The organism is Haloarcula sp. CGMCC 1.2071 (assembly GCF_037078445.1).
Classification (GTDB): Archaea; Halobacteriota; Halobacteria; order Halobacteriales; family Haloarculaceae; genus Haloarcula; species Haloarcula amylolytica.
In genome coordinates, this window is record NZ_JAYMGY010000001.1 from 1 (window position 1) to 23,409 (window position 23,409).

The window sequence follows — 23,409 nt, forward strand, 5'->3', positions numbered from 1 at the left end:
AGCACACGAGCTCGGGATAGATTTGATATTTCTCCCAGTCGGGTCGCCCGATCTCAATCCGATCGAACCAGTTTGGAAGAGTCTCAAGTGGGAGTCTTCGCCGTTCATTGTCGAAGGTGGCGACGAGTATCGAAGACGAATCACAGAACTATTCGGGAATCTGACTAATCAACTTAGCTTCGCCTCCTCGTGGATCGAGAATCACCTTGACAACTATCTCAATAAGTTAGTTTAGCCACTAAGGTCCCGCGAGCAGAGCGATTCCGAGCGTCGCGCGGTCGCCTTGCGACCGCGGTTTTTTTTGTGAGCAGTGAAGCCGGAATAGCGAAGACGCTCGGTTTGTGCGAACGGCGCTTCGCGCCGTGAGACAGTGGGTTGCCCCTCGACCGTGATTTTTCCGGCAGTGAAACCAGGCTTAGTACCACGGCTGTCTCAGGTCAACGGCGATATACGAAGTCTGCCTCGCGACAGTGCCAGACCCATCGTGCCCTTCTGTGACTGCTGTCGCTTCCCCGGCGTGTGCAGTCGGTTCTGACAGAACCTACATCTAGTACAACTCGGCAGCGATGGAAAAGTTCGGAAAGAGGGGTGGGGGTGGGGGTGGTGGCACCCAAAACGGGTGCAACTACACGTAGACTCGTCAGACTAAAGAACCTTCCGGCGTTCTAACTCTGTCTCGGCCCTATCGATGCATGAACTATCAGCACCTATCGACAAACAGTCAGATACCAGGGTATCTTCGGTCGGCGGTAACACATATGTAGGGCCACACCGAAGTACACATGTGACAACGGTCGCTCCTGACGGGCCGGAGACGCCGGATACGCCAGCGGTTCGGCGCGCCGTCCGCGCGGATCTCATCGAGATCCACCGCATCGAACAGGCGTCGTTTCCACAGCCGTGGCCGTTTTCGGCGCTGGAGAGCTACCTCGACGAAGCGGGATTTCTCGTCGCCGAGACCGGCAACGACGACGGCGACCCGCCTGCTGTCGCGGGCTACGTCATCGCGGATACAGTGCCGAACCACGGGACCCCGCTGGGCCACATCAAGGATCTCGCCGTTCGGCCGGCGTACCGTCGGCAGGGGGTTGCGAGCGCGCTGTTGCGGCGCGCGATGGAGGTCATCGGCGAGACGGGTGCCGGGTCGATAAAACTGGAAGTCCGAGCCGACAACGAGGGAGCGCGACGGCTCTACCGGCGCTTCGGGTTCGAACACCGGAAGACTATCCCGAATTACTACAGCAACGGCGAGGACGCGCTCGTGATGGTCCGGCTGCTGTAAGTGTGGTCTCTGGCCGTAGCAGCTACATCCCCGGCCGCGCATCTCTCCGAGATCCCGACCGCATATACGGCTCCGTGTCCTCGGTTCGTACACCGATGGGATACGCCTGTCCAGTGTGTGACGACCCGCAAGCCGACGACGTGCATCTGGCGAACCACCTCGCGTTCACGGCGATGACCGGCGGCGACGACCACGAGGCGTGGCTCGACGAGCGCGTCCCCGACTGGGGCCAACTCGGCGAGGACGAACTGTCCACCGAGGTCGTCGAGTACGCCGAAGAGACGGAGTTCCCGCAGGTGTTCGAGGACACCGTCGACCGTAGCGGCGACGGGCACAGTCACGACCACGAGCACGGCACAGGCCACGACCACGACGACCTCCCGCGGGGCGCGGACCAACACCGGGGGTCAAACGCGCTCAGCGACCACGACAGCGAGGTGCTGGCCGAGGCCCGGGACCTGACGCGGGAGATGTTGCGCGACAGCGACGACGGCGACACGGAGGACGACGGTTCGGATGCTGATGCTGCGGACGCGACCGAGTCCGGAGACGAAACCGAATAGTCCCGCCGGCGGCAAGGGGACGTATGGACACTGAGGGGCAGTTCGCGCCGGCATCGGCAGCCGAGGCCCGCGAGCGGTACGAGGCGTTCGGGCCGACGGCGCAGGTCGTCGTCAAGGAAGTCGCGAAGGCGATGGGTCTCGACGTGGAGACCTACGAGGAGCGGGTCACCAGCGAGGTGGTCGAAACCGCCCGCGACGTGTTGTTCGCGGAATCGCTCGCGGTCCAGGTCGGGTCGATGGCGGAGTTCGAGGAGTGGCGCGAAGACACCGACTGCGAGGTGACACTGGTCGGCGCGGAGAACGTCGACAACGTCGTCTGGCACGCCGCGCCCTTCGCAGAGCAAGCCGTCGCGGCGACGTTTCAGGACGAACGCCGGGCCGCCGTCGGGACGCTCCGTCGCCAGGCCTTCGGTCGCATCTACCGCGAGGTCGTCTGATGCGCCCGGTCACACGGAACACCCTGCTCGGCATCATCGCCGTCGTCATCCTGTTGCTGGCGCTGGGTGCGCTGCCGGGCCTCCTCAAGAGCGGGGACCCCTACTACACTGTCGCCACGCCCACCGACGGCGAGTATAGCGTCGACAACGGCACGGCGATCAACTGGAGCACCCAGTCCGAGCGACGCTTCCCGTACACGAGCGCGGCGCTGGCTGACGCATCCCCGTCGGCCGCCGGGCAGTCCGAACCGTACTGGCGCGGGCCGCTCGGATTCAAGGGCGCGTTCACCCACTCGCCCTTCGACGAGCGAGACGCTTTACGACAGCAGTACGACGGAGCTGTGACCGACGAGGGCGTCGTCGTCAGGCACAACGGCACGTTTTACCACGTCGCGGTCCGACAGGACGTATGACCCGCGAACCGGCCCACGAGTGGCCAATCGTCGAGAGCGAACGCGAGTACGAGACCGGCTGGTACACCGGCGGCTACGACCGGGTTCGCCAGCCCGACGGCTCCGAGAAGGACTACTACTGGGCTGAACTGCCCGATGCAGCGGTCGTGGTCGCCACGACCGGCGACGAACTCGTCATGGTCGACCAGTACCGCCCGACCATCCGCGAGCAGTGTCTCGAACTCCCGGCCGGAATCGTCGAGGACGACGAGTCCTACACGGCCGCCGGCGCGCGCGAACTCCGCGAGGAGACCGGCTTCGAGGCCGCCGGCGTTTCACTTATCGAGGAGTTCTCGTGTTCGACCGGCGTGCTCCGCCATCGCCGAGGCATCGTCTTCGCCGAGGGGCTCGAACCCGTCGACCGGGAACTCGACGACAACGAGTTCCTCTCGGTGACGACGGTACCCATCGACGAGGCGCTGCAGGTCGCCCGGCGCGAACCGGCCAACGACGCAACCATCGAAGGTATCCTGCTGGCACAGGCTGACGGTTTGCTGTAGCCGGTGAAGGTTTAGGTATCGCCCGCTAGCGGCTGGATATGGACGGCGAAATCGACGCCGACGAGCTGCGGTCGAAACTCGAAGACGGGACGGTCCGAGTGGTCGACATCCGGTCCCCGGGTGCGTTCGAACGAGGTCACATCCCGGAGAGCGAGAATATCCCGTTCCCGTCGCTCGTCGATGAGGTCGAACGGTTCGAAGGCGACGACGAGGTCGTGACAGTGTGTCCGAAAGGAAAGTCAAGCGTGCAGGCCGCCCGGCTCATCGCGTCGTACGAAGGCTTTGATGGCGACGTGGTAAGCTTCGAACCCGGGCTGAACGGCTGGGACGGACCGCTGGAGCGCGAGAACGCTGGCGGAGAGACGATGTCGGACAGTGCGACTGCCGACGGAGACACCGACGAAGGCCCTGCTGCACCGTTTTAGCCGCTGTTTGGAGTCGAAATGGTGGCTCAGGAAAAGTCCATCGTCACAAGGGGCTCAGCGGGGGTAACATTTCGTCATCGCCACCGTTGTTCCGTAGCAGGCCGGGGCTGAAAAGCAGTCCGTTCCTGGTGTGGTATCGATTGCGTGATTTATTTCTCGTTGCATAGCCTTGGATACTGTCCGAGCTAACGAAACAGGCCCCGACTGGCGTCGGCGTGGGGACCGACGTGTTCCCTCGGACAAGACTGAACTGATACCATCGATATCGGCTTGGACTGCAATAGTCGTGATTTAGCACCATACAATCCAAATTTTCAGGTGGATATTGTCATACGCTCTCTCAAGCACAATTGCAATTCTAATAATACACAGAAATTTTTAATCAAATGGGGTTCAAGCATGTGCAATGAGAGACGGATACGATCTCCCTTCAACTGCACCCGGGCAGTACATGCCACTCCGGACCGATGAACATCTCTCGAAGGCGTACTTCCCGGATAAACTGCCTCCGACACTGGAACTCTCGGATGCCGTTGTTGCGGAAGTCTCGAGAGCGATGTGGTCCCTCGGCAGACTAGAGGGACTCGGCAGTGAGATCGACAATCCCGGCGCTGTGTTCAGTTCGTTTGTCTACAAGGAGGCTGAGCAGTCGTCCCAGGTCGAAGGGACAGCCGTGACTGTGTCTGATCTCTACCGATACGATGTCGACGAACTCCAGATTAGAGAGACAGTCGAGAGTGCCCACGAAGCCGATGTCAGAGAGGCTCGAAACTACATCACCGCTCTCGACGATGCTATTTCGTTTCTCCAGACCGCGGGTATTGAACGACAGAGCATCACGACAGAACTCATCAAGTCGCTCCACGAGCAGTTACTGATCAAGGGAAGATCAGATGGCGACGAACCATTGCCTGGCGAGTTTCGACCGGGATATACTGCAATAGAAGAGGAAGGGCCGCACGGAATCGGGACGCAGATTCGGTTCGTTCCGCCGAAGCCAGATATGGTTCCGGGGCTGATGGACGATTTAGAGCGTTTCGTTCAGCAGGGCTCTGATTGGCCCGATCTAATCGATGTCGCAATCGCTCATTATCAGTTTGAAACGATCCATCCGTTCAAAGACGGTAACGGACGGGTGGGACGACTGCTCGTGGTCCTCATGCTCATCTCGAGTGGATTACTCCACTACCCAATGCTCTATCTCAGTTCGTATATCGAACGACACCGCACCGAGTATGCCGATCGGTTGCTCGCTGTGAGTGAAGAGGGCGCCTGGGACGAATGGCTCCAGTTCTTTCTCCGAGGCATCCGAGAGCAGGCAGAAGAGGCGTTCCTCCGAGCAAGGCTGCTCGTCGACAAGCGAAAAGAGTACAAGTCTCGATACTCGGACGCAGCGAAATCTGTCCATCACCTCTCACTCGCACTGTTCGAAGATCCGTATTTTACCGTCCGCGAAGCCAGTGAGCGGATTGGTGTCGTGTATCAGACTGCGAACAATGCTGTCGAAACACTCGAATCAGATGGCGTCGTGGAGGAGATAACCGGAAACAATCAAAACCGCGTCTTCAGAGCCGCCGACATCATGGATATCGTTGAACGGCCTGTGAACCAACTACCCGAATCCGACGAACTTGTCGATGTCGAGCAGGGGTGGAAGCTACCCGAGCGATAAGCGCATATATTACTAGAAACCGAGGCTCAGCGGGGGTAACATCTCGTCATCGCCACCGTCGAGCCGTACCTGCCCGTGTGGCAAAAGTGCATCCGCTGACGACGATGCGAACGGACAATCTGACAGCATGGCTGCCCGGTATGATCTCCCCGCGTCCTGCTATTCCCGAAACCGCTGGAACAAGAGTAGTCGCGCGGCCTGCCGAACTTGTCCCGAACCACCCGTTGGCTGCTCGGCGATAGCGGTACTGTCGACTATATAGCGAACATATAAAATACCTATACGACGACAGCTGACGGTTCGGTCGAGTACTCCGTGTCTGACACTGAGACGAGCCAGCCACAGATCGAGCAGGCGCTCGCCGTCGTTCAGCGGGAGATTGACTGTATCGAGGCTGAACTGTCGGCTTTCAGGCGCTTTCGGACCAGACTCGTGTCCATCGAACCGACGGGACAATCCGCAGGCACTGTCGACACCTCAGCCGGGGGGATGTCGGCGCTCAGTGCCCGGCAGCCGAAACCAGAGACGAGCCTGCGCGCCGTCCGGGAAGCCTACCGGGAGACGGTCATGGCCGTGCCACACTTCGAGGCCGAGTACGACGACTCGCTGGAGGCGAATATGTCGATGGAGTTCGGGCCGGAACTCGGCACGCAGATCGCCACGGGAACACGCTTGACCCCGAAACTGTACGAGGCACTGCTGACCGCGAGCGAGGGGGCACGCGACGAACGCGAGACGTTGCTCCCGGCGCTCGAACGCGAACGGGAGTCGTTACAGTCGGTACGAGCGACGCTCGACGACTGTGAACGCCGCGGGGCCGCACTGGGTGCGAACGCACGGCGAACGACCGACCCAGCCCGACTCGACACTATTGACGACCAGCTCGCCGAAATCGAAGCCGACTGTGAGACGGCAGCAGCGACCCGCCAGCGACAGCTACACAGCCGGTCGGCCGCTGCCATCTCGGGCATCGACGGGACCAGTCTCGTCCGGTATCTCTACGGCGACTGTTCGGCGACGTGTCCGGCGCTCGCCGACATCCTCGCGTGCCTCGATACGATCAGGCGGCACCGCCGTCACTGTCTGGTTTCGACACGTTGAGATCACAGGACGGCTGTCCGTCGTTCTCTGTATTGACGACCCGTCAGGACTGCGGTCGCGGTGCGGCCTTCTGGAGCGCGCTCTCGGCGATGTTGCCGCCGTAGTCGGCGGTCCGGGACAGGGAGTCGACGATGAGGCCCAGTACCTGTGCGCTCTGTGGGTCGAACTCGCGGATCTGCCCGTCGACTTCGCGAGCGGTTCCGTCGACGTCGGGGATCTGGCTCCGGGCCTCGTTTGCCAGTTCGACGGCCTCGTCGGAGTCCTCGGTCAACAGCGCGTCCATCGCGGTCTCGGGGACGGCGATAGCCTCGGCTTCCAGCTGATCGAGCAGTTCTGCGGTTTCCCCAGTTATTTCCCCGATTTCCTGGGAGAGGCTGGCGACCTTGGTCGCGTGGTCGGCGATACGCTCTAGCTGGCGGGCGCTGGACTGGAAATCGAACACGGTCTCGCGTGGGAAACCGATCTCGTCAGCTGTCGTCGGGTTTCGGAGGACGGTGCGAAACACGCGCGAAACCATGTACCAGAGGCGGTCGACGTCGTCGTCGCGCTGGATCACGTCCGCCGCGAGGTCGTCGTCGTCCTCGATGAGCGCCTCGACAGCGTCGGAGAGCATCGTCAGCGAGACCAGCCGCATTCGTGTGATCGCGTTGTGGACCGACAGCTCCGAGGAGTCCAGCAGGTCCTGCAGGACGACCCGGTCGGTCGTCTCTTCGATCATCTCTAAACCGACCAGTCCCTGAGTCGCATCGCGGATGATGCGTCGCTGTTCGGCTGTTATCCGCGTCGCTTCGAGCTGGATGATGTCGAAGCCGCTGACGTACATCGTCATCACCGCCCGCGTGAGTTCGTGCCTGTTTTCGAGTCCTTCCACGTCGAGACTCCCCTCCACGCGGCCGTTGTTCCGCTGTGGAGCGAGCAACAGCAGGTCCCGCTCGGCGTGGAATTCGACGACGCTGCCCGCACTCACGTCGTTTTCTGTCGCCCACTCTTTGGGGAGGGAGACGGTGTATGTCGACCCGCCTGTCACCTGGACCTTGCGTGTCTCCATGTGGCTGGCACTCGTTCACGGGATGATATAAATCCACTCATATCTATATACTATATCCAAGCTCTAATATTTGGGGACATATTCTCCGGATAACCGTCGATTCGGCGACGAAATTCGCCGGTGTAGGTAGTTCAAACGGCTGAAAAAGCTATACTCGGCCACTCGCCCATATGCGGCGTATTCGGGGGGCTGAAGGCACAATGACGACGTGCTCGCTGATATATGCCTGCCCATTTGTGGCCGTTTAGCATACTATATCTATATAGTAATAACCCAATAGATATAGCAATCTTAGCAGGTTACTTATTAGCCGTCCTGCTTGACTCTGGTGATGGCGCACGACCCAGACGGGCTGTCAGAGTTCGTATCGCGGCGGAAATTCATCGCAACGACAGGTGCGACCGGTATCGCTGCGATCGCTGGCTGTTCCAGCGGTAGCGGCGACTCCGAGTCGGACGGGAGCTCCGGCGAGAGTGCGGACACCGAAGCGGTGTCGACGGAGATGGAAGCGACCGAAAGCACCGACGAGGGCGGTAGCTCCGGCGGTACCAGCGCACTCTCGTCCGGCGGCTCCTCGACGGTGTACCCCATCGCGAACACGGCAGCGTCCTACTGGAACGCGAACCGACCGGCCAGCGACACCGAGTACTGGCCCCACGAAGAGTACGACATCGACACGGACCAGAACCTCGCCGACTACTGGGCGGGTCTCTATGGGTTCGAGGCCGGCGGCGAGGACGGCCCACCGTTCCAGTTCACTGTCGGTCTCTCCCACTCAGGGACCGGCGTCGAGAAGGTGATGAACGGCCAGAACGACATCGGCAACTCCTCCGGGAACGTCGAGGACGAACTGCCGGACCGTGATTCCTACGACCAGTTCATCGACCACGTCGTCGGCGTCGACGGCCAGCCGCTGGTCGTCTCTCAGGAAATCGCCGACGCCGGCGTCGAGAAAATCACCGGCGACCAGCTCAAGGGGCTCTACAAGGGCGAAATCACCAACTGGAGCGAACTCGGCGGTCCGGACCGTGAGATTCAGGTCCTCGCCCGCGTCAAAGGCTCCGGAACGCGAACTTCCTTCGTCTCCAACGTCTTCGGCAACCCCGAGGAAGACACCTCCGTTGCCAACCGCTACGGCCAGAACCAGCGTCTCGCCCAGGCTATCGCACAGGCCGACAACGCTATCAGCTACCTCGCGCTGGCGTTCATTGACACCGACGGGCTGGCCCCCATCTCGCTGGAATGGGAGGGGACAACCTACAGCTATCAGGACGACCAGAACGGTCTCGATTCGAAGGCGTACCCGCTGTCGCGCGACCTCCACATGTACACCTGGGAAGGCACCTCGGAGAAAGAGGCCGCAGTCATCAACATGATCCTGTCCGACTTCGGTCAGGACACCTTCGTCGCACCGAACAACTACTTCAAGCTCGGCTCGCGCCGCCGCGAGGAAGAGCGCGCCAAGCTCCCCGACCAGGTGTGATCGACCGCAACTGAGAGTCGTCGGACGACTATCGACCGTGCCGGTCGATTTTCCATACTATGACAGAGGACATACCTACGACGGAGGGCGAGACGGTGTCGAGCGAGGACAGAGCTGACGGGTCGACGCTTGCTGTCGGCGCGGTCGCGACGACGCTGGTGGCGACGATTCTCGTCTTCCTGTTTCGGCCCGCTCTTGCGTTGCCCATGCTGCTGGCGTTCGTGTTCGTCACCGCGGTCGGCTGGGTTACCTATCAGGCCGAAGTCGCACGCCTGCTCACGCTGGTCGCGACGGTCCTTACGGTGCTGACCGTCGCGTTCATCACGTTCTTCCTGTTCGCGAGCGCGTTGCCGGCGTTTCTCGAACACGGGACCGGACTGCTACTGATTCCGGAGCAGGGCGGGGAGGCCCGCTGGTTCTTCTGGCTCGAAACCGTCCTGCCGTCGGACTCGACGTACTGGAACCCGCTCAGCGGGGCGTACTCGCTGATACCGATGATCTGGGCGACGGTAGTCGTCACCGTCATCGCGGGCGCGGTGGCGGGGCCGCTCGGCCTGTTCGGCGCGCTGTTCATCGCCGAGGTCGCTAGCGACCGTCTGCGGGAGATCATCAAGCCCGGCGTCGAGATCCTGGCCGGCATCCCCTCCATCGTCTACGGGTTCATCGGCTTTCAGGTGCTGAACGGCTTCATCCAGACGAACTTCCTCGACGACGGGGCGAGCTTCCTCATCGCCGGTATCGTCGTTGGCGTGATGGCGCTGCCGACGGTCGTCTCCGTCGGCGAGGATGCCCTCTCCAGCGTCCCCCAGTCGATGGGTGACGGCTCCGTCGCCATGGGCGCGACCGAGTGGCAGACGATGAAGAGCATCTCTATCCCGGCGGCGTTCTCGGGTATCTCCGCGGCCGTCATTCTCGGACTGGGCCGGGCCATCGGCGAGACGATGGCCGTCGCCGCGATCATGGCCTCGGGGACGCAGTTCGCCGACCCGCTGTTCGACGTCTTCGACGCGAACGCGACGCTGACCAGCCTGATTGCGACCCAGTACGGGAGCGCATCCGAGAGCACTGTCGACGTGCTGTTCGTCGCCGGCGTCATGCTGTTCGTCATCGTCGCCGGGATGAGCATCGTCTCGCAGTACATCGAGCGACGTATGCAGCGGAAACTGAAGGGGCAACAATGAGTGACGCCTACGCGACCACCGACCGACTCGTCAGTGCGGACTCGAACAGCTACGACCGGGGGCTCGATGCGGCAATCGCACTCAGCGTTATCGGCTTCACGCTCGGGCTCGTCACGCTCGTGAACCTGGTTCCGCCCGGTGCCAGCGGCAGCAGCCTCACCACGGCGCTCGGGACACTGCTTGCTGTCGTCGTCGGGGCCGTCGGAATCACCGGCCTCGCCTCCTACGCCAACGTCGTCCCGGTCACCTCACAGCGGGTGCGCGGCATCGGGCTGGGCCTCGTCGTCTCGGTGGTCGCGCTGACTGTCCTCGCGGCGCTCCTTCCGGTGACGATGGCGACGCTACTCGGGGCCGTGTTACTGGTCGAGGCGCTGGCTATCACTGCCGCTGGCGTCACCTCCCGACTCGAACTCGTGGACACGGAACCGAACATGAGCGCCGGGCTGCTCTCCGGCGTGGCCTTCGGCGCAATCGGCCTCGCTATGGGCGCGGCTGTCGGGGGTGCCCTCGTCGGGTTCGGCTCGCTCCCGTGGCTCATCGGGGCCGCCGTCGCCGGCGTCGGCCTGTTCCTGCTTGCGATTCTCCCCCGCGAGGACCTCGGTTCGACGCTCCCGACGGCGCTCGTCGTCGGCGCGCTCGGGCTGACAATCGTGACCGGCACCATCGGCGTCGGCTGGCAGTGGAACCCCCAGACGCTCTCCGGTGGCTTCACCGGCGGCGCGGTCATCCCGGTGTTCCTCCTCGTCGGGACGCTCCTGTCAGCCTGGTCGGCCGCCAAGTGTCGGGCCGGGTTCGGCGCTCGGGGCCGCGAGTACGGAGCCTTCCTCGTCATCAACCTCAACGCCTTCCTGATGGTGGCCGTGATGGCGACAATCGTCGTGTTCGTGACGCTCAAGGGCGTCGGCTACGCTGTCCGCGGACTTTCGGTCGGTGCGCTGACCGCGCTGGTCTTCCTGACGCCAGCCCTCCTCGCCGCCGTCCAGTTCGCTCGCACACCCGCGGGCACAAACGACTGGAACGACGGCGCTCGACAACTGTTTCGGGTCCTCCCGCTGGCGGCGGTCGGTGCGCTCGCCGCAACGTTCGTGAGTGTGCTCGTCACCGGGTCCCCGCTGCGCTACTCCTACGCCTACACTGTCCAGGTCAACCGACAGGGGCAGGCACTCGATACGGCACTCGCAGTGACCCCCGACACGACGGTCGGGCCGCTACTGCTGCTCGCACCAGCGGTGCTGCTCGCAGTCACCTTCTTCCGCTCGTTCGGCTCGCTCCGAAACGTCGGGACGCAGTCCGAGCGGACCGGGTCGATCCGACAGGCCGTCCCGACCGCAGCTCTCGTGCTGGTCGTCCTCATCGGCTTCTTCCTGATTCTCGGCCCGGCTCCGTTCGGTCTGCCTCTCGGTGAGACGCTCGGATTCGCCGCCGTCGTCGCCGGAGCAGTCGCTGCGGGCGGCCTCGCCGTCACCCCCCTCGTCGGCGTGCTCACCAGCGACGGGCCGACGCTGGCCGACAGCGCACAGCGCGAGGCCCCCCTGTTCACGCTGGGGGTGTTCGGCGGACTCGGGCTGTTGCTGGCCGCGCTGTTGCTCCAGCCCGTCGCCGGCATCAATCCGCGGGTCGGCCCGGTGAACCTCGTGCCCGTGGTCGCGTTCGGGGCCGCCGTCGCCTCGCTCGCACTGGCGACACTCACGACTGTCGCAAAGCGGTCCAGCGAGGAGACGATCACCCGCCGGTTGCTGACCGAGGAGACGCGCCTCGGCCTCGTCGGCGCGGCCGGCTTCACCGCCCTGGTCGGCCTGCACGTCGCCGCGACCGGCGTCTCGTTCACCGTGCTCGGCGTCGCTGTCTCGAACGAGGGGAGCTTCTCGTGGCCGATGGTGATGCAGGCCTACATCCCGCTTGGGGCCGAACCCGGCGGGATCATGCCCGCAATCGTCGGCACGGTGTGGCTGGTCGTCGGGGCGACGCTGTTCGCCGTCCCGCTGGGGGTCGGTGCGGCGGTGTTCCTCACCGAGTACGCCGAGCAGGGCCGGTTCACCGCGGTCGTCGAAATCGCGACGAACGCGCTCTGGAGCACGCCGAGTATCGTCTTCGGCCTGTTCGGGGCGGCGTTCCTGATTCCGCGGCTGGGCGGCGACGAGTCGCTGCTGGCCGGAATGCTGGTGCTTGGTTTCATGCTCCTGCCGCTTGTGCTCATCACCTCGCGGGAATCGATCAAGGCCGTTCCCGACGAGTACCGGGACGCCAGCGCGGCCCTGGGTGTGACCCAGTGGGAGACGATCAAGAGCGTCGTCCTGCCGGCGGCGATGCCGGGCGTCATCACCGGCGTCATCCTCGGCGTCGGCCGTATCGCCGGTGAGACTGCCCCGCTCATTCTGGTGCTGGGGTCGACGCTGAACGCGACAGAAAGCGTCGACGTCATCGACGGCTTCCGCTTCGTCTCGGGGCCGCCGTTCATCGCCAACGACGCCCTGCTGACGGCCTCGGCGTCACTGCCGACGCAGGTGTGGGCCGTCATCGCGGCCGGAGTGTCGGGGTCGCCGCAGATGGGATGGGCGACCGCGTTCATCCTGCTGATGGTCGTCCTGACGTTCTACGCGGTCGGTATCACGGCGCGGACGTACTTCCGGAGGAAACTCAACTATGAGTGATAGCATCAACACGGAGCCGAGCACGGACACGCAAACGAACGGCGAGCAGACGGTCACAGCCGCCTCGCCGAGCACCGAAACGACGGCCGGTGAGAGCGAGGAGCAGGTCCGCGAGGAGTGGCGGCAGTACGAGTTCGACGGCGATACGAAGCTCTCGGTCGAGAACCTCGACGTCTGGTACGGCGACGACCACGCGCTGAAAGACGTCTCGATGGAGATTCCGGAAAACAGCGTCACGGCGCTCATCGGCCCGTCGGGCTGTGGCAAATCGACGTACCTGCGGTGTCTGAACCGCATGAACGACCGTATCAAGGCCGCTCGAATCGACGGCTCGGTTGAGCTGGACGGTACTGAGATTTACGACCCCAACGCCAATCTCGTCGAGCTTCGCAAACGCATCGGGATGGTGTTCCAGTCGCCGAACCCGTTCCCCAAGTCCATCCGGGAGAACATCTCCTACGGTCCCCGCAAGCACGGCGACATCAACAAGGGCCTGCTCGCGCGCCTGTTCGGCCGCGATGACACGGAACAGGAGGGTGAACTCGTCGAACGCTCGCTGAAGCAGGCCGCCCTGTGGGACGAGGTCAGTGACCGCCTCGACGACAACGCGCTGGGCCTCTCGGGCGGCCAGCAACAGCGGCTCTGTATCGCCCGCTGTCTGGCCGTCGACCCCGAGGTCATCCTGATGGACGAGCCGGCGTCGGCGCTCGACCCGATCGCCACGTCGAAGATCGAGGACCTCGTCGAGGAACTGTCGAAGGACTACACCGTCGTCATCGTCACTCACAATATGCAGCAGGCCGCTCGCATCTCTGACCAGACCGCCGTGTTCCTCACCGGCGGCGAACTCGTGGAGTACGACGACACGGACAAGATCTTCGAGAACCCCGAGAGCCAGCGCGTCGAGGACTACATCACCGGCAAGTTCGGGTGACCCATGTCACGAGAGTCGTACCAGCAAGCACTGGACGAACTCCGGGAGAACGTCGTCGAGATGGGAGACCTCGTCGTCGAGCGGCTCGAAGCGGCACTCACTGCGCTTCGGTCCGTCGACGAGGACCTGGCACAGTCGGTCATCGACGGCGACGACGAAATAAACGACCTGTATCTGGCACTCGAAGCCGACTGCATCGACCTCTTCGCCCTCCAGCAGCCGGTCGCAACCGACCTCCGATTCGTGGCCGCCTCGTTCAAGATTATCACCGACCTCGAACGCGTCGCGGACCTCGCCACGAACCTCGCGGCCTACGCGCAGTCCGCCGACCGTCGTCTCGCCCCGGAAGTCGACGTCGACACAATCGGCCGCGAGGCCACCGAGATGGTCGAGCGCAGTATCGACGCGTACAGACGTGAAGACATTGACGAATGCCGCGCCGTCGCGGCTGACGACGACGAACTCGACGCGCTCTGTCAGCGGGCCAGCGAGACCGTTGCCCGGGACCTCATCGAGCGGGAGGCCGACGGCGACGACGGCTGGGCCGTCGAGCAGCTCCTCGACGACGTTTCGGCGCTGTTGCTTACGGTGCGGGACCTCGAACGCGTGGGCGACCACGCCGTCAACATCGCGGCACGCACGCTGTACATGGTCGAAACCGACTCGGAACTCATCTACTAAGCATGGACACCCGAAAGATACAGACCGTCGGCGGCGGCACGTACACCGTTTCGCTGCCGAAAGAGTGGGCCGAATCGGAGAACTGTACGGCCGGGACGACGGTGAACCTCCACACGCACATCGACGGCCTGCTAGTGATCCAGACCCCCGAGTCCCAGACGACGGCGCGGAACCGCGTCGAACTCGAAGCCGGGACCGACGACCCGGCCGAGATAGAACAGTTACTTCGGGCAGCCTACGCCGCCGGCGTCGAATCAGTCGTCCTCGAAGTCCCTGATGGCTACACTGACGAACAACTCCGGGCTATCGAACGCGTCACTCGGAACCTGACCGGCGTGACCGTCGCCGAGGAAACCGAGACACAAGTCACGGTCCAGACGTTGCTCGACGCCGGCGAGGTGTCGGTCAGGCAGTCGGTCCGCCAGCTCCAGTTCGTCGCCCTGTCGATGCACCGGGATGCGATGGCCGCGCTCACGACCGGGACGACCAGCGACCGGTGGGCCGACCGAGACGAGCAGGCCGACCGGCTGTACGCCATGATCGACCGCTACTTCGAGCGGGGACTGGCACGGCTCGACGAGATCGACGCGCTCGGGCTGACCCGTCCCGAACTGTTCAGCCTCTGGGCGACCGCCAACGAACTCGAACGCGTGGCCGACCACGCCGAGCGAATCGGGACCGTCGCCGACCAGCTCGACGGCCAGCCAGGGCGGACCATCGTCACAGCCCTCGAAGGTATCGCTCAGGAAGTCCGAACCGTCGTCGAAGACGCCGTCCGTGTCATCATCGGTGACGCCTGCGTCGCTACCGCTCGACAGACGCTGGCCACGCGCCGGGCCGTCCGCCAGCGGATAACCGACCTCGACCGACAGCTGTTCGAAGCCGGCGACGCCGACTACCGGCTCACGCGTGCCCTCGATAGCCTCTCCAGAACAGCGGAACACGGCGGCAACATCGCCGAGTTCGGCCTTCGGATGGCCGTCCGCGACGGCGCGCTCACGGCTGACAACGCCGGCACTGACGAGGCGAACGCGCCGAGTTCGACAGCCGAAACGGAGTCCTGACGAACGCACAGCACACAAGGGCCATCGGTTCCGAAATCCGCTATGGTCGACTGGGACGTGTACCTCGTCACGCAGGCGTCGCTCTCGGCGGGCCGGACAACCGCCGACATCGTCGCGGACGCGATCGACGGCGGCGTCGGCGTCGTTCAGCTCCGCGAGAAGGACCGGACCGCGCGCGAACGCTACGAACTCGGTCGGGAACTGCGAGCGCTGACCCGCGAGGCTGGCGTCGCGTTCGTCGTCAACGACCGCGTGGACATCGCACAGGCCCTCGACGCCGACGGGGTCCACCTCGGCGACGACGACCTTCCCGTTCCCGTTGCGCGGGAGCTTCTGGGTGACGACGCGCTCATCGGCCGCTCCGTCTCGACTGTCGCAGACGCCGAAGCGGCCGCGGCCGCCGGCGCGGACTACCTCGGCGTCGGCGCGGTGTTTGCCACCGGATCGAAAGACGACATCGACGACGACGAGTACGCCATCGGCACCGACCGCGTCGCCGCTATCGCCGAGGCAGTGGACATTCCCTTCGTCGGTATCGGCGGCGTCACGGCCGAGAACGCCACCGAGGTCGTCGAAGCCGGGGCCGACGGCGTAGCTGTTATCACCGAGATTACGCAGGCCGACGACCCGGCGGCGGCCGCTGAAGCACTGAAACACGCGGTCGAACGCGGTCAGTAGCACCGGCGTTCGTCGGCGACCGTGCGCACACTCCTGAAGTAGCCCAGCCAAAGGGGAACGATGCCACTCCCACACAGTACAGCGGTCAGCCAACGATGAACTCGGGTGCAACGATGGACGCAACGACGAGACTGAGGAACACGAGAATCGCGACGGACCGGAGGATACCGGCCGCTTGGTGTCGGCTCTTCGGAAGCGCTTCCGCAGTGCCGGCTAATCCGGTCCCGATTACCATGGCGAGCAACCAAGCAGCCGGGGTGCCATCGACGACCCAGCCGTAGAGATACAGGCCGGCGAAGATGAGTGCCCCGGCGGCGTGGACGAGTGTAATCGGGCGTCCGGACGGCTCACTAAAGAGCGTCTCGCTGATACTGGAGGGCATCGCCGACGTATTCTCATCGAGAAATAATAAACAGCACTGGTACTTGCCCAATAGCGCTGACCCGGTCCCGACAGCGAACGGCTCTGGTAGGTCCGGCCCCTGCGGTTACGCCCACTGCTGCAGTTTCTCGCGCAACTCTCCCTCGACGACGTGGTATTTGAACGCCGGCGACCCGTCGACGAAGACGTAGGGGACGCGCTCGCCGTACTCCTCGCGGAGGTCGGGGTCCTCGTCGACGTCGATGAGGTCCAGTTCGATGGCGACCCCCTCGTCGTCGGCGACCCGCTCGATTGTCTCGATGGCCTCTTCACAGAGATGGCAGTCCTCCCGCGTGTAGACGGTGACCGACACGTCGCTCATTACTGGAAACACGGGGGCGACGGCATAAGACTCTCACTCTCCCACCGGCGATGGGTTTCAGTGTCTCGCGCCCGTAACTCCGTCAATGACTGGCTGGACTATCGAAGACATGCCCCCGCTGAGGGGCCGAACTGTGGTCGTGACTGGCGCGAACAGCGGGCTGGGTCTCGAAGGCTCGAAAGCGTTCGCTCGCAGGGGTGCAACAGTGGTGATGGCCTGCCGGAGCGTCGAGCGCGGAGAATCAGCCGCCGCGGAGATTCGCGAGGCCGTTCCGAACGCGACGCTCGACATCCGGGAGTGTGATCTGGCCGACCTGTCGAACGTCGCGTCGTTCGCCGACAGCCTCCGGGACGACTACGACGCTATCGACATCCTCTGTAACAACGCCGGCGTCATGGCGATTCCCCGGAGCGAGACGGCCGACGGCTTCGAGACGCAGTTCGGCGTCAACCACCTGGGCCATTTCGCCCTGACCGGACACCTGCTCGACCTGCTCCGGGCCGCCGCCGGCGAATCCCGGATCGTCACGCAGTCGAGCGGCGCACACGAGATGGGCGAAATCGACTTCGACGACCTCCAGCGCGAGCGCTCCTACGGGAAGTGGTCGGCCTACGGCCAGAGCAAACACGCAAACCTCCTCTTCGCCTACGAACTCCAGCGCCGTCTGGGAAACCACGGCTGGGACGACGTGCTAAGCGTCGCCTGCCACCCCGGCTACGCCGACACCGACCTCCAGTTCCGCGGGCCGAGGGAGATGGGCTCGACGCTGCGAACCGCGGTCATGGGCATCGCCAACGCCGTCTTCGCCCAATCCGCCGAACAGGGCGCGCTGCCGATGCTGTACGCCGCCACCGCCGATGACGTCATCGGCGGCGAGTACGTCGGACCCGGCGGCCTGTTCGATATGCGTGGTTCGCCCGAGTTCCAGCAGTCGAACGAGGCCTCGCGTGACGAGGAGACCGCCGAGCGGCTCTGGGCGGTCTCGACCGACCTCACTGGCGTCGAGTACGACTTCGAAAGCACCTGAGAACGGCCAACGGTACTGCCGTGGCGTGAGTGGAGACTGCAATCCTCACTTTTTCACCGCCGGAACGTGAACCCTGCCGGCACATGCAACCAGTCGAAATCGCGTTCAGGCTGCTTGCAGGAATCGCCCTGATCCTCGCAAACGGCTTCTTCGTCGCCATCGAGTTCGCGCTGACGCGGGCCAGACAGTACACCGAATCGGAGTTCGACGAGCCCGGCCTCCGGCGCGCCTGGGAGATGACCGACGACCTCGAGATCTACCTGACGAGCTGTCAGGTCGGTATCACCGCCTCCAGCATCGCCGTCGGTATCGTCGCCGAACCGGCGCTCGCGGCCATCTTCGAGCCGTACTTCCAGTCCTCCGCGCTGGCCGGGGTCGGGGCCGGCGCGGCCATCGCCTTCCTCATCATCAACCTCGTCCACCTGACCCACGGCGAGCAGACGCCGACGTACCTCGGCGTCGAGCGCGCGAAGTTCGTCTGTCGGTACGGCGCGACGCCGCTGTACTACTTCGCGTGGGTCATCTCGCCGATTATCAAGGTCGGCGACGGGGTCGCAAAGTGGACGCTGGGGCTGTTCGGCGTAGAGATGTCCGGCGCGTGGCTCGAAGCTGAAGTCGAGAGCATCGAGTCCCGCGCGGAACTGCGCAACGAACTCGGCTCTGTTCTGGACCGCGGCGACGTGCCCGACGAGCGCCGTGAAGAGGTCCTCTCCGCGTTCCGCGTCGGCGACCGCGAAGTCAGCGAGGTGATGGTCCCGCGGGACGACATCGTTGCGCTGTCGCCCACCGACGACGACGCAACCAACGCCGAGCGGATCGCCGAGACGCCACACACCCGCTACCCGCTCGTCGGCGAGACGCTCGAAGAGTTCCTCGGTATCGTTTACATTCCCGCCCTCGTCGACGAGCGTGAGGAGCAGGACGGGTCGGGCGGTCTGCTGGACGGTATCGACCTCGAAGCCGTCGCCTCGCCGCCGATGACGATGTCGCCGGACACGACCGTCAGCGACGCCATCGACCAGTTCCAGGCCGAGCATCAGGAACTCGCGTTCGTCCTTGAGGACGGCGAAGTCATCGGGCTGGTGACGGTCACGGACCTGCTCGAAGAGGTCGTCGGCGACATTCAGGACCCGATGGATGCCGAGGCCGGCGTCGCCTGACGCTGAAAGCATTTACCGCTCGGCCGGAAATCGGCGACTATGCCCTCCCGCCGGACCGTTCTTGGAGCCATCGCCTGTACACTCGTGACCGGCTGTTCCGGGCTCAGCGACGATCCCTCGACAGAAGAAGCCACGGCGACAGCGACGCCAGGCCCGGTAGTGCTGTCACCGGTCGACGCCGCAGCAGTGCCCGAAACGGCGACTGTCGGCGTCCTTCCCGAGACGTTCGGGGAACTCGAAGCGGCTACCCGCGATACGTCGGCAGACGTGACCGACCACAGGTGGGCGCATGTCCTTCGCGACTTCGACTGCTTCGCGTTCGAGGGCACGACGTACGCGGTCGTCGAGCGGACCAGCGGGTCCGGCGGGTACGTCAACGAGTACAGCGTGAGCGAAGTCGACGACTCCGGGAATGAGTCGACGGTTCGCGTGGCCGACCTCCCGGACAGTGACCGGCGCGAAGCCATCGATGCGATAGAAGCGGGAGAGCACCGGTACGACTCCGACGTGGGCGGCTTCGACCCGAACAGCTCGGTGTACGTCCACAACGGCTCGTACTACGTGTTCTCGCTTGCGGTCCACGGCGACAAGCCGGCCGAAGTCACGTATGCAGTCGAATCGACGAACGATGACCGGTGTGTGACACTCGAACCGCTGTCGCTCGCCGACGCTCAAGTTGAGGCACTTGACGCGACCCTCCGGGCGGACGAGGCGGCGACTGTCACCGGTGAGGTAGCCCGCACGCTCAGCGCGTCGGACGTGGCCTTCGTCCTTCGGGACGAGTCCTGTTACGAACTGTCTCCGGTCGACGACACCGAGTCCTGAGACGGCTATCGCGGCGGCGTGTAGAAGTTGACTGTCTCCAGTGGCTCGCCCCCGTCGTTTTCGATGCCGTGGCGTTCGCCGGCCTCGATGCGGACAAGGTCGCCGGCGTCGACCCGGTGGGTGTCACCGTCGACAGTGACGACACCGGTGCCGCTGACCACGAACAGCCACTGGTCGCTGTGCTCGTGATAGTTTTCCGGGCCGCCAACGGACCGACCCGGCTCGACAGTCATCTCCGCGGCCTGTGCCTCGTCGGTCTCCATTGCGACCTCGAAGTAGCGGTCGAAACCGAGATGTGTCTGTTCCATACGTTTCGGTCCGTCTGCACCGTAGAGCCGCTTTCGGGAACAGAGGTCGTCAGAGACTCAATCACCGCTGGTGAGCCGCCCGACCCGCCCGGTGAGTCGGGCCGCGAGACCCTCGAAGTGGGCGGTACTCCAGCCCGCGACGACGAGTGCGCCGACCGTATTGAACACGAGGTCGTTCACGATGTCGCTCGTGCCGTACTGGGCGAGGACCGCCTCGCCGCCGATCATCGATGCGATGCCGCCGCTGGTGAACTCCATGATCTCCCAGCCGACGCCCACCGCGAGGACGAACAGAACGACGAAGGTCGCGCGGAACTTCCTGTTGAAAGCAACCGCTCCGGAGTGGCGTTCGACTGCTCGTGCGACCGCGTATCCCACGCCGGCCACGAGCGATGCCGAGACGGCGTGGGCCAGACTGTCGTACCAGCCAAACGCTCCGTACAGTTCGAACGCGCCGGCCGCGTGCAGCGTCGACGCCACCGTGATCCACAGCACGATACCGGTGTCCATCGCGTAGTCGTACTCCCGGCGGAACAGCGCCGGCAGGAACGTTATCGCCAGCGGGCCACCGCTGTTGACGAACAGCGTCACGTTGCCCCGAACGAGCGCGAATGCGGATATCACACCGAGGATAGCCTGTAGCGTCCGGACAGCGATGTGATGGTGCGTTCCGTTTCCAGGAAGGGACGCTTCCGACTGGTCAACTGCCGGGGGATCCGGGTTCGAGACGCGGAGTCGAGCGATGCGTGCTGACCGCTCGACGTACAGTTCGAACACGACGCCGGCGACGATACCGGCACCCGCTGCAGTGACGAGATCCCACATCAGTTCGGTCTGCCCGTCGAGAAACGTGGTTCCCAGTAGCGTGTCAGTCGCGTAGATGCCGACTGCCCAGACGCCCGCGACGGCCATTGTCACGATGACGACGAACACCGTCGCGAACCGCGGCGTCATCGTCAGTGAGGTACACGCATCGAGCACGACGGCCAGCAACAGCGCAACCCCGGCGACAACGAGGAACGGCGTGACCTGCGGGAAGCCGCCGAACGCCCGGACGAGTACCGGTACCGCGACCAGTCCGAGCAACTCCGCGGGCACCGTCGTTTCGAGGTCCCGCGTGGCGAACGGAACTGTGACCGCGATAGCCACGAGGAGTGCCGTGAGCACTGCCCAATCGAATTCGCCACCGGCCGCGAACCGTCCGACGCCACCCACGAGAATTCCCGTTACCGCCCACGCGCCGAGCGCGTCGAGCCGGTGGGGACCGATGAGAGACTGTAGCGAGCCCATCACTGACTATGGATACGACGCGAGTCGTAATCAAAGCATGGCGGTCTCCTGACACCCTTCTGGAACTCCCCGCCTTCGCGGTCGCCGTCACGCGACTGACCGACGGCTGTCTGACGAGGATATATTTCTCTGGCCGTCCAACTCCCCGTAATCAATGGACGAAGCGTTTCTGGACCTCGAATCGATTGAGGTCGAACTGGACGAGGAGTTGCTCGACGCGATTGACGACAAGGCGTTCGCCGACCACCGCGACAACCGGGACGCCGCAATCCGCGACCTGCTCGACGAGTGGCTGAAACAGCGAGCCACCGGAGACGCGGACGAGAGTGACTGAGCGGGGCCGAGGTCGGCTGTGTAACCGTCTACTCGATGGCGACGGTCGCGCCTAGCTCGGGCGCTGTCGCGTCGTAGCCGTCCTCGCGGAGCGTGGTCGCAAAGGCCTCACAGCGGTCGCCGTGGTTCACGAGTACCGGCGTGTCACGGTAGCTGTCGAGGAACTCAAACAACCCGTCGCGGTCGGCGTGTGCCGAGAAGTCGTACTGCTCGACGCGCGCGCTGACCGGCATAATCCGACCGTCTATCTCGGCGCTGCCGGTCTCTATGAGGTCCCGCCCCGGCGTCCCCTCGACCTGATACCCGGTCATGGTGATCTTGTTCATCGGATTCCCGCGGATTTCGGGGATGTACGTCATCGCCGGGCCGCCGGAGAGCATCCCACTGGTGGTGACGATGGCCGCCTTCTGGTCGGTGATGCGCTTTCGCTGGCCGTCCCTGCCTGTGACGAACCGCGCGTGGGACTTCGCCCGCTGGAGCGCATCCGCGTCGCGGACGAACTCGGGGTACTGCCCAAGCATCTCGGTCACTTGTTTGCCCATCCCGTCCACGTAACAGGGGATGTCGTGCGCTTCGCAGATGAGCAGCATCTCCTGGGTTCGGCCGATGGCGAAAGCAGGCACGACGACGGTCCCGCCTTCCCAGAGCGTCGTTTCGACGCTCTCGACGAACCGCTCCTCGACTGTCTTCCTGGGTTCGTGGTCGACATCGGCGTAGGTGCTCTCACAGATAATCGCGTCCGCGTCGGGGCGTGCTGTCGTCCCCGAGACGAGGCGCTGGTCGTCGGTGTGGAAATCACCCGTGTACAGCAGTCGGGTGTCGCCATCGTCGACGAGGACGTGTGCGCTCCCCGGGATGTGGCCGGCGTTGTAGAACGTGACTTCGTAGCCGGCGGCCTCGAACGACTCGCGGTAGCCGTGGGTCTCTGACACCTGCGTGACCCGTCTGACGTTTGTCTCGGTGAACGGGCAGTTGACCGTCCCGCCGTGGAGTTTGAGCGTGTCCCGCGCGAGCGTCATCGCCAGTTCGTACGTCGGCGGCGTCCAGTGAATCGGCGGCCGCGCGTCGCCCGACACCAGCGCCGGGATGGTCCCGACGTGGTCCAGGTGGCCGTGCGAGACGACGACGGCGTCCGGAGACGGCGTTCGCACCGGAAACTGTGGCGGCGAGTCGGTCAACATCCCGAAATCCAGCAACAGCGACTCGTCGATGAGGACGGCACTCCGGCCGATCTCACCCGCCCCGCCGAGAAACTGCACATCCATTATGCGGACGGAAGCGTCGCGCCCGTTTCCGTTCGTCGGTTCTGACCGAACCGTGTTCTTAGCCACCGGACCGACGGAATATCTATGAACTAGAATATGACGATATCTGGACGTTTAGCCACTCTGAATTGTCAGGGGACTGTTTTCGGTTCCGGTATTGTGTGAAGATAACACGTCGACTGGGCAGTGTTATCACGCTAGCATAAACAATTATTATACTCGGGGCTCATTGTTCAGTTGTCATGGCGACACGCCAGCAACCCCCGACGACGTACCACACGTGCAGTTGCGGTGAGGAGTTCGACAC

The 23,409-nt window shown here is 64.0% G+C and carries 26 protein-coding genes; 20 read left to right on the forward strand and 6 right to left on the reverse strand.

Annotated features, from left to right (window positions below):
- The 9 genes from VI234_RS00005 to VI234_RS00045 form a co-directional block, all read left to right on the forward strand.
- Positions 1-235: transposase (locus VI234_RS00005; protein WP_336328909.1), on the forward strand; the 235-nt coding region annotated here is incomplete at its 5' end.
- Between the two features lie 549 nt (positions 236-784).
- The gene (gene rimI, locus VI234_RS00010) at positions 785-1,282 is read left to right on the forward strand and encodes a ribosomal protein S18-alanine N-acetyltransferase (protein WP_008307891.1); all 498 of its coding nucleotides are present in this window, start codon (positions 785-787) and stop codon (positions 1,280-1,282) included.
- A gap of 95 nt (positions 1,283-1,377) precedes the next feature.
- Positions 1,378-1,845 carry a DUF5810 domain-containing protein gene (locus VI234_RS00015; RefSeq protein ID WP_336328910.1) on the forward strand — a complete coding sequence of 156 codons (468 nt, stop codon included), beginning with the start codon at positions 1,378-1,380 and terminating at the stop codon, positions 1,843-1,845.
- Between the two features lie 23 nt (positions 1,846-1,868).
- Positions 1,869-2,282 carry a DUF5809 family protein gene (locus tag VI234_RS00020; protein ID WP_336328911.1) on the forward strand — a complete coding sequence of 138 codons (414 nt, stop codon included), beginning with the start codon at positions 1,869-1,871 and terminating at the stop codon, positions 2,280-2,282.
- The gene (locus VI234_RS00025; RefSeq protein ID WP_336328912.1) at positions 2,282-2,695 is read left to right on the forward strand and encodes a hypothetical protein; all 414 of its coding nucleotides are present in this window, start codon (positions 2,282-2,284) and stop codon (positions 2,693-2,695) included. The genes VI234_RS00020 and VI234_RS00025 overlap by 1 nt, the downstream gene beginning before the upstream one ends.
- Entirely contained in the window at positions 2,692-3,234 is a 543-nt protein-coding gene (locus tag VI234_RS00030; protein WP_008307898.1) for an NUDIX hydrolase, read from the forward strand. The genes VI234_RS00025 and VI234_RS00030 overlap by 4 nt, the downstream gene beginning before the upstream one ends.
- 38 nt (positions 3,235-3,272) lie before the next feature.
- On the forward strand, positions 3,273-3,659 hold the full coding sequence (locus VI234_RS00035) for a rhodanese-like domain-containing protein (RefSeq protein WP_008307899.1): 387 nt from the start codon (positions 3,273-3,275) through the stop codon (positions 3,657-3,659).
- 406 nt (positions 3,660-4,065) lie between these two features.
- Positions 4,066-5,331 carry a Fic family protein gene (locus tag VI234_RS00040; RefSeq protein WP_336328913.1) on the forward strand — a complete coding sequence of 422 codons (1,266 nt, stop codon included), beginning with the start codon at positions 4,066-4,068 and terminating at the stop codon, positions 5,329-5,331.
- A 315-nt stretch (positions 5,332-5,646) separates the two neighbouring features.
- Positions 5,647-6,432 (forward strand): DUF7260 family protein, encoded by a 786-nt coding sequence (locus tag VI234_RS00045; protein WP_008307901.1) that lies wholly within the window; start codon positions 5,647-5,649, stop codon positions 6,430-6,432.
- Between the two features lie 43 nt (positions 6,433-6,475).
- Here VI234_RS00045 and VI234_RS00050 read toward each other — a convergent pair whose 3' ends face one another.
- Positions 6,476-7,480 (reverse strand): phosphate uptake regulator PhoU, encoded by a 1,005-nt coding sequence (locus VI234_RS00050; protein ID WP_008307902.1) that lies wholly within the window; start codon positions 7,478-7,480, stop codon positions 6,476-6,478.
- A 331-nt stretch (positions 7,481-7,811) separates the two neighbouring features.
- Between VI234_RS00050 and VI234_RS00055 the strand changes: the two genes are divergently transcribed.
- Genes VI234_RS00055 through thiE form a run of 7 tightly spaced genes read left to right on the forward strand, consistent with a single transcriptional unit; the run spans position 7,812 to position 16,152 of the window.
- Complete coding sequence (locus VI234_RS00055; RefSeq protein ID WP_336328914.1) at positions 7,812-8,963, forward strand: substrate-binding domain-containing protein; 1,152 nt, start codon at positions 7,812-7,814, stop codon at positions 8,961-8,963.
- A gap of 59 nt (positions 8,964-9,022) precedes the next feature.
- Positions 9,023-10,144: a phosphate ABC transporter permease subunit PstC gene (gene pstC / locus VI234_RS00060; protein WP_008307904.1), complete on the forward strand. Its 1,122-nt coding sequence runs from the start codon at positions 9,023-9,025 to the stop codon at positions 10,142-10,144.
- Positions 10,141-12,795: a phosphate ABC transporter permease PstA gene (gene pstA / locus VI234_RS00065; protein WP_336328915.1), complete on the forward strand. Its 2,655-nt coding sequence runs from the start codon at positions 10,141-10,143 to the stop codon at positions 12,793-12,795. Before pstC ends, pstA begins: the two co-directional genes overlap by 4 nt.
- Complete coding sequence (gene pstB, locus VI234_RS00070) at positions 12,788-13,729, forward strand: phosphate ABC transporter ATP-binding protein PstB (RefSeq protein WP_008307907.1); 942 nt, start codon at positions 12,788-12,790, stop codon at positions 13,727-13,729. The genes pstA and pstB overlap by 8 nt, the downstream gene beginning before the upstream one ends.
- A gap of 3 nt (positions 13,730-13,732) precedes the next feature.
- Entirely contained in the window at positions 13,733-14,410 is a 678-nt protein-coding gene (phoU, locus tag VI234_RS00075) for a phosphate signaling complex protein PhoU (RefSeq protein WP_336328916.1), read from the forward strand.
- Positions 14,411-14,412: 2 nt separating this feature from the next.
- Positions 14,413-15,474 (forward strand): phosphate uptake regulator PhoU, encoded by a 1,062-nt coding sequence (locus VI234_RS00080; RefSeq protein WP_336328917.1) that lies wholly within the window; start codon positions 14,413-14,415, stop codon positions 15,472-15,474.
- Between the two features lie 42 nt (positions 15,475-15,516).
- Positions 15,517-16,152 (forward strand): thiamine phosphate synthase, encoded by a 636-nt coding sequence (gene thiE, locus VI234_RS00085; protein ID WP_336328918.1) that lies wholly within the window; start codon positions 15,517-15,519, stop codon positions 16,150-16,152.
- Between the two features lie 85 nt (positions 16,153-16,237).
- Here thiE and VI234_RS00090 read toward each other — a convergent pair whose 3' ends face one another.
- Positions 16,238-16,534, reverse strand: coding sequence for a hypothetical protein (locus VI234_RS00090; RefSeq protein WP_008307913.1), 297 nt, complete (start codon positions 16,532-16,534; stop codon positions 16,238-16,240).
- Between the two features lie 105 nt (positions 16,535-16,639).
- Positions 16,640-16,894 carry a glutaredoxin family protein gene (locus VI234_RS00095; RefSeq protein WP_008307915.1) on the reverse strand — a complete coding sequence of 85 codons (255 nt, stop codon included), beginning with the start codon at positions 16,892-16,894 and terminating at the stop codon, positions 16,640-16,642.
- 85 nt (positions 16,895-16,979) lie between these two features.
- Between VI234_RS00095 and VI234_RS00100 the strand changes: the two genes are divergently transcribed.
- The 3 genes from VI234_RS00100 (at position 16,980) to VI234_RS00110 (ending at position 19,906) form a co-directional block, all read left to right on the forward strand.
- Entirely contained in the window at positions 16,980-17,921 is a 942-nt protein-coding gene (locus VI234_RS00100) for an oxidoreductase (RefSeq protein ID WP_336328919.1), read from the forward strand.
- 83 nt (positions 17,922-18,004) lie between these two features.
- The gene (locus VI234_RS00105; protein ID WP_336328920.1) at positions 18,005-19,081 is read left to right on the forward strand and encodes a hemolysin family protein; all 1,077 of its coding nucleotides are present in this window, start codon (positions 18,005-18,007) and stop codon (positions 19,079-19,081) included.
- A gap of 39 nt (positions 19,082-19,120) precedes the next feature.
- Positions 19,121-19,906, forward strand: a complete 786-nt coding sequence (locus VI234_RS00110; RefSeq protein WP_336328921.1) for a hypothetical protein — start codon at positions 19,121-19,123, stop codon at positions 19,904-19,906.
- Positions 19,907-19,911: 5 nt separating this feature from the next.
- Here VI234_RS00110 and VI234_RS00115 read toward each other — a convergent pair whose 3' ends face one another.
- Both VI234_RS00115 and VI234_RS00120 read right to left on the reverse strand, forming a co-directional pair.
- Complete coding sequence (locus VI234_RS00115) at positions 19,912-20,214, reverse strand: cupin domain-containing protein (RefSeq protein WP_336328922.1); 303 nt, start codon at positions 20,212-20,214, stop codon at positions 19,912-19,914.
- A 57-nt stretch (positions 20,215-20,271) separates the two neighbouring features.
- Positions 20,272-21,504, reverse strand: a complete 1,233-nt coding sequence (locus VI234_RS00120) for a hypothetical protein (RefSeq protein ID WP_336328923.1) — start codon at positions 21,502-21,504, stop codon at positions 20,272-20,274.
- 154 nt (positions 21,505-21,658) lie between these two features.
- On the opposite strand from VI234_RS00120, the gene VI234_RS00125 reads away from it, so the two are divergent.
- Complete coding sequence (locus tag VI234_RS00125; protein ID WP_050037068.1) at positions 21,659-21,838, forward strand: ribbon-helix-helix protein, CopG family; 180 nt, start codon at positions 21,659-21,661, stop codon at positions 21,836-21,838.
- Between the two features lie 28 nt (positions 21,839-21,866).
- Here VI234_RS00125 and VI234_RS00130 read toward each other — a convergent pair whose 3' ends face one another.
- Positions 21,867-23,102, reverse strand: a complete 1,236-nt coding sequence (locus VI234_RS00130; protein ID WP_336328924.1) for an MBL fold metallo-hydrolase — start codon at positions 23,100-23,102, stop codon at positions 21,867-21,869.
- Positions 23,103-23,409: the final 307 nt, after the last annotated feature.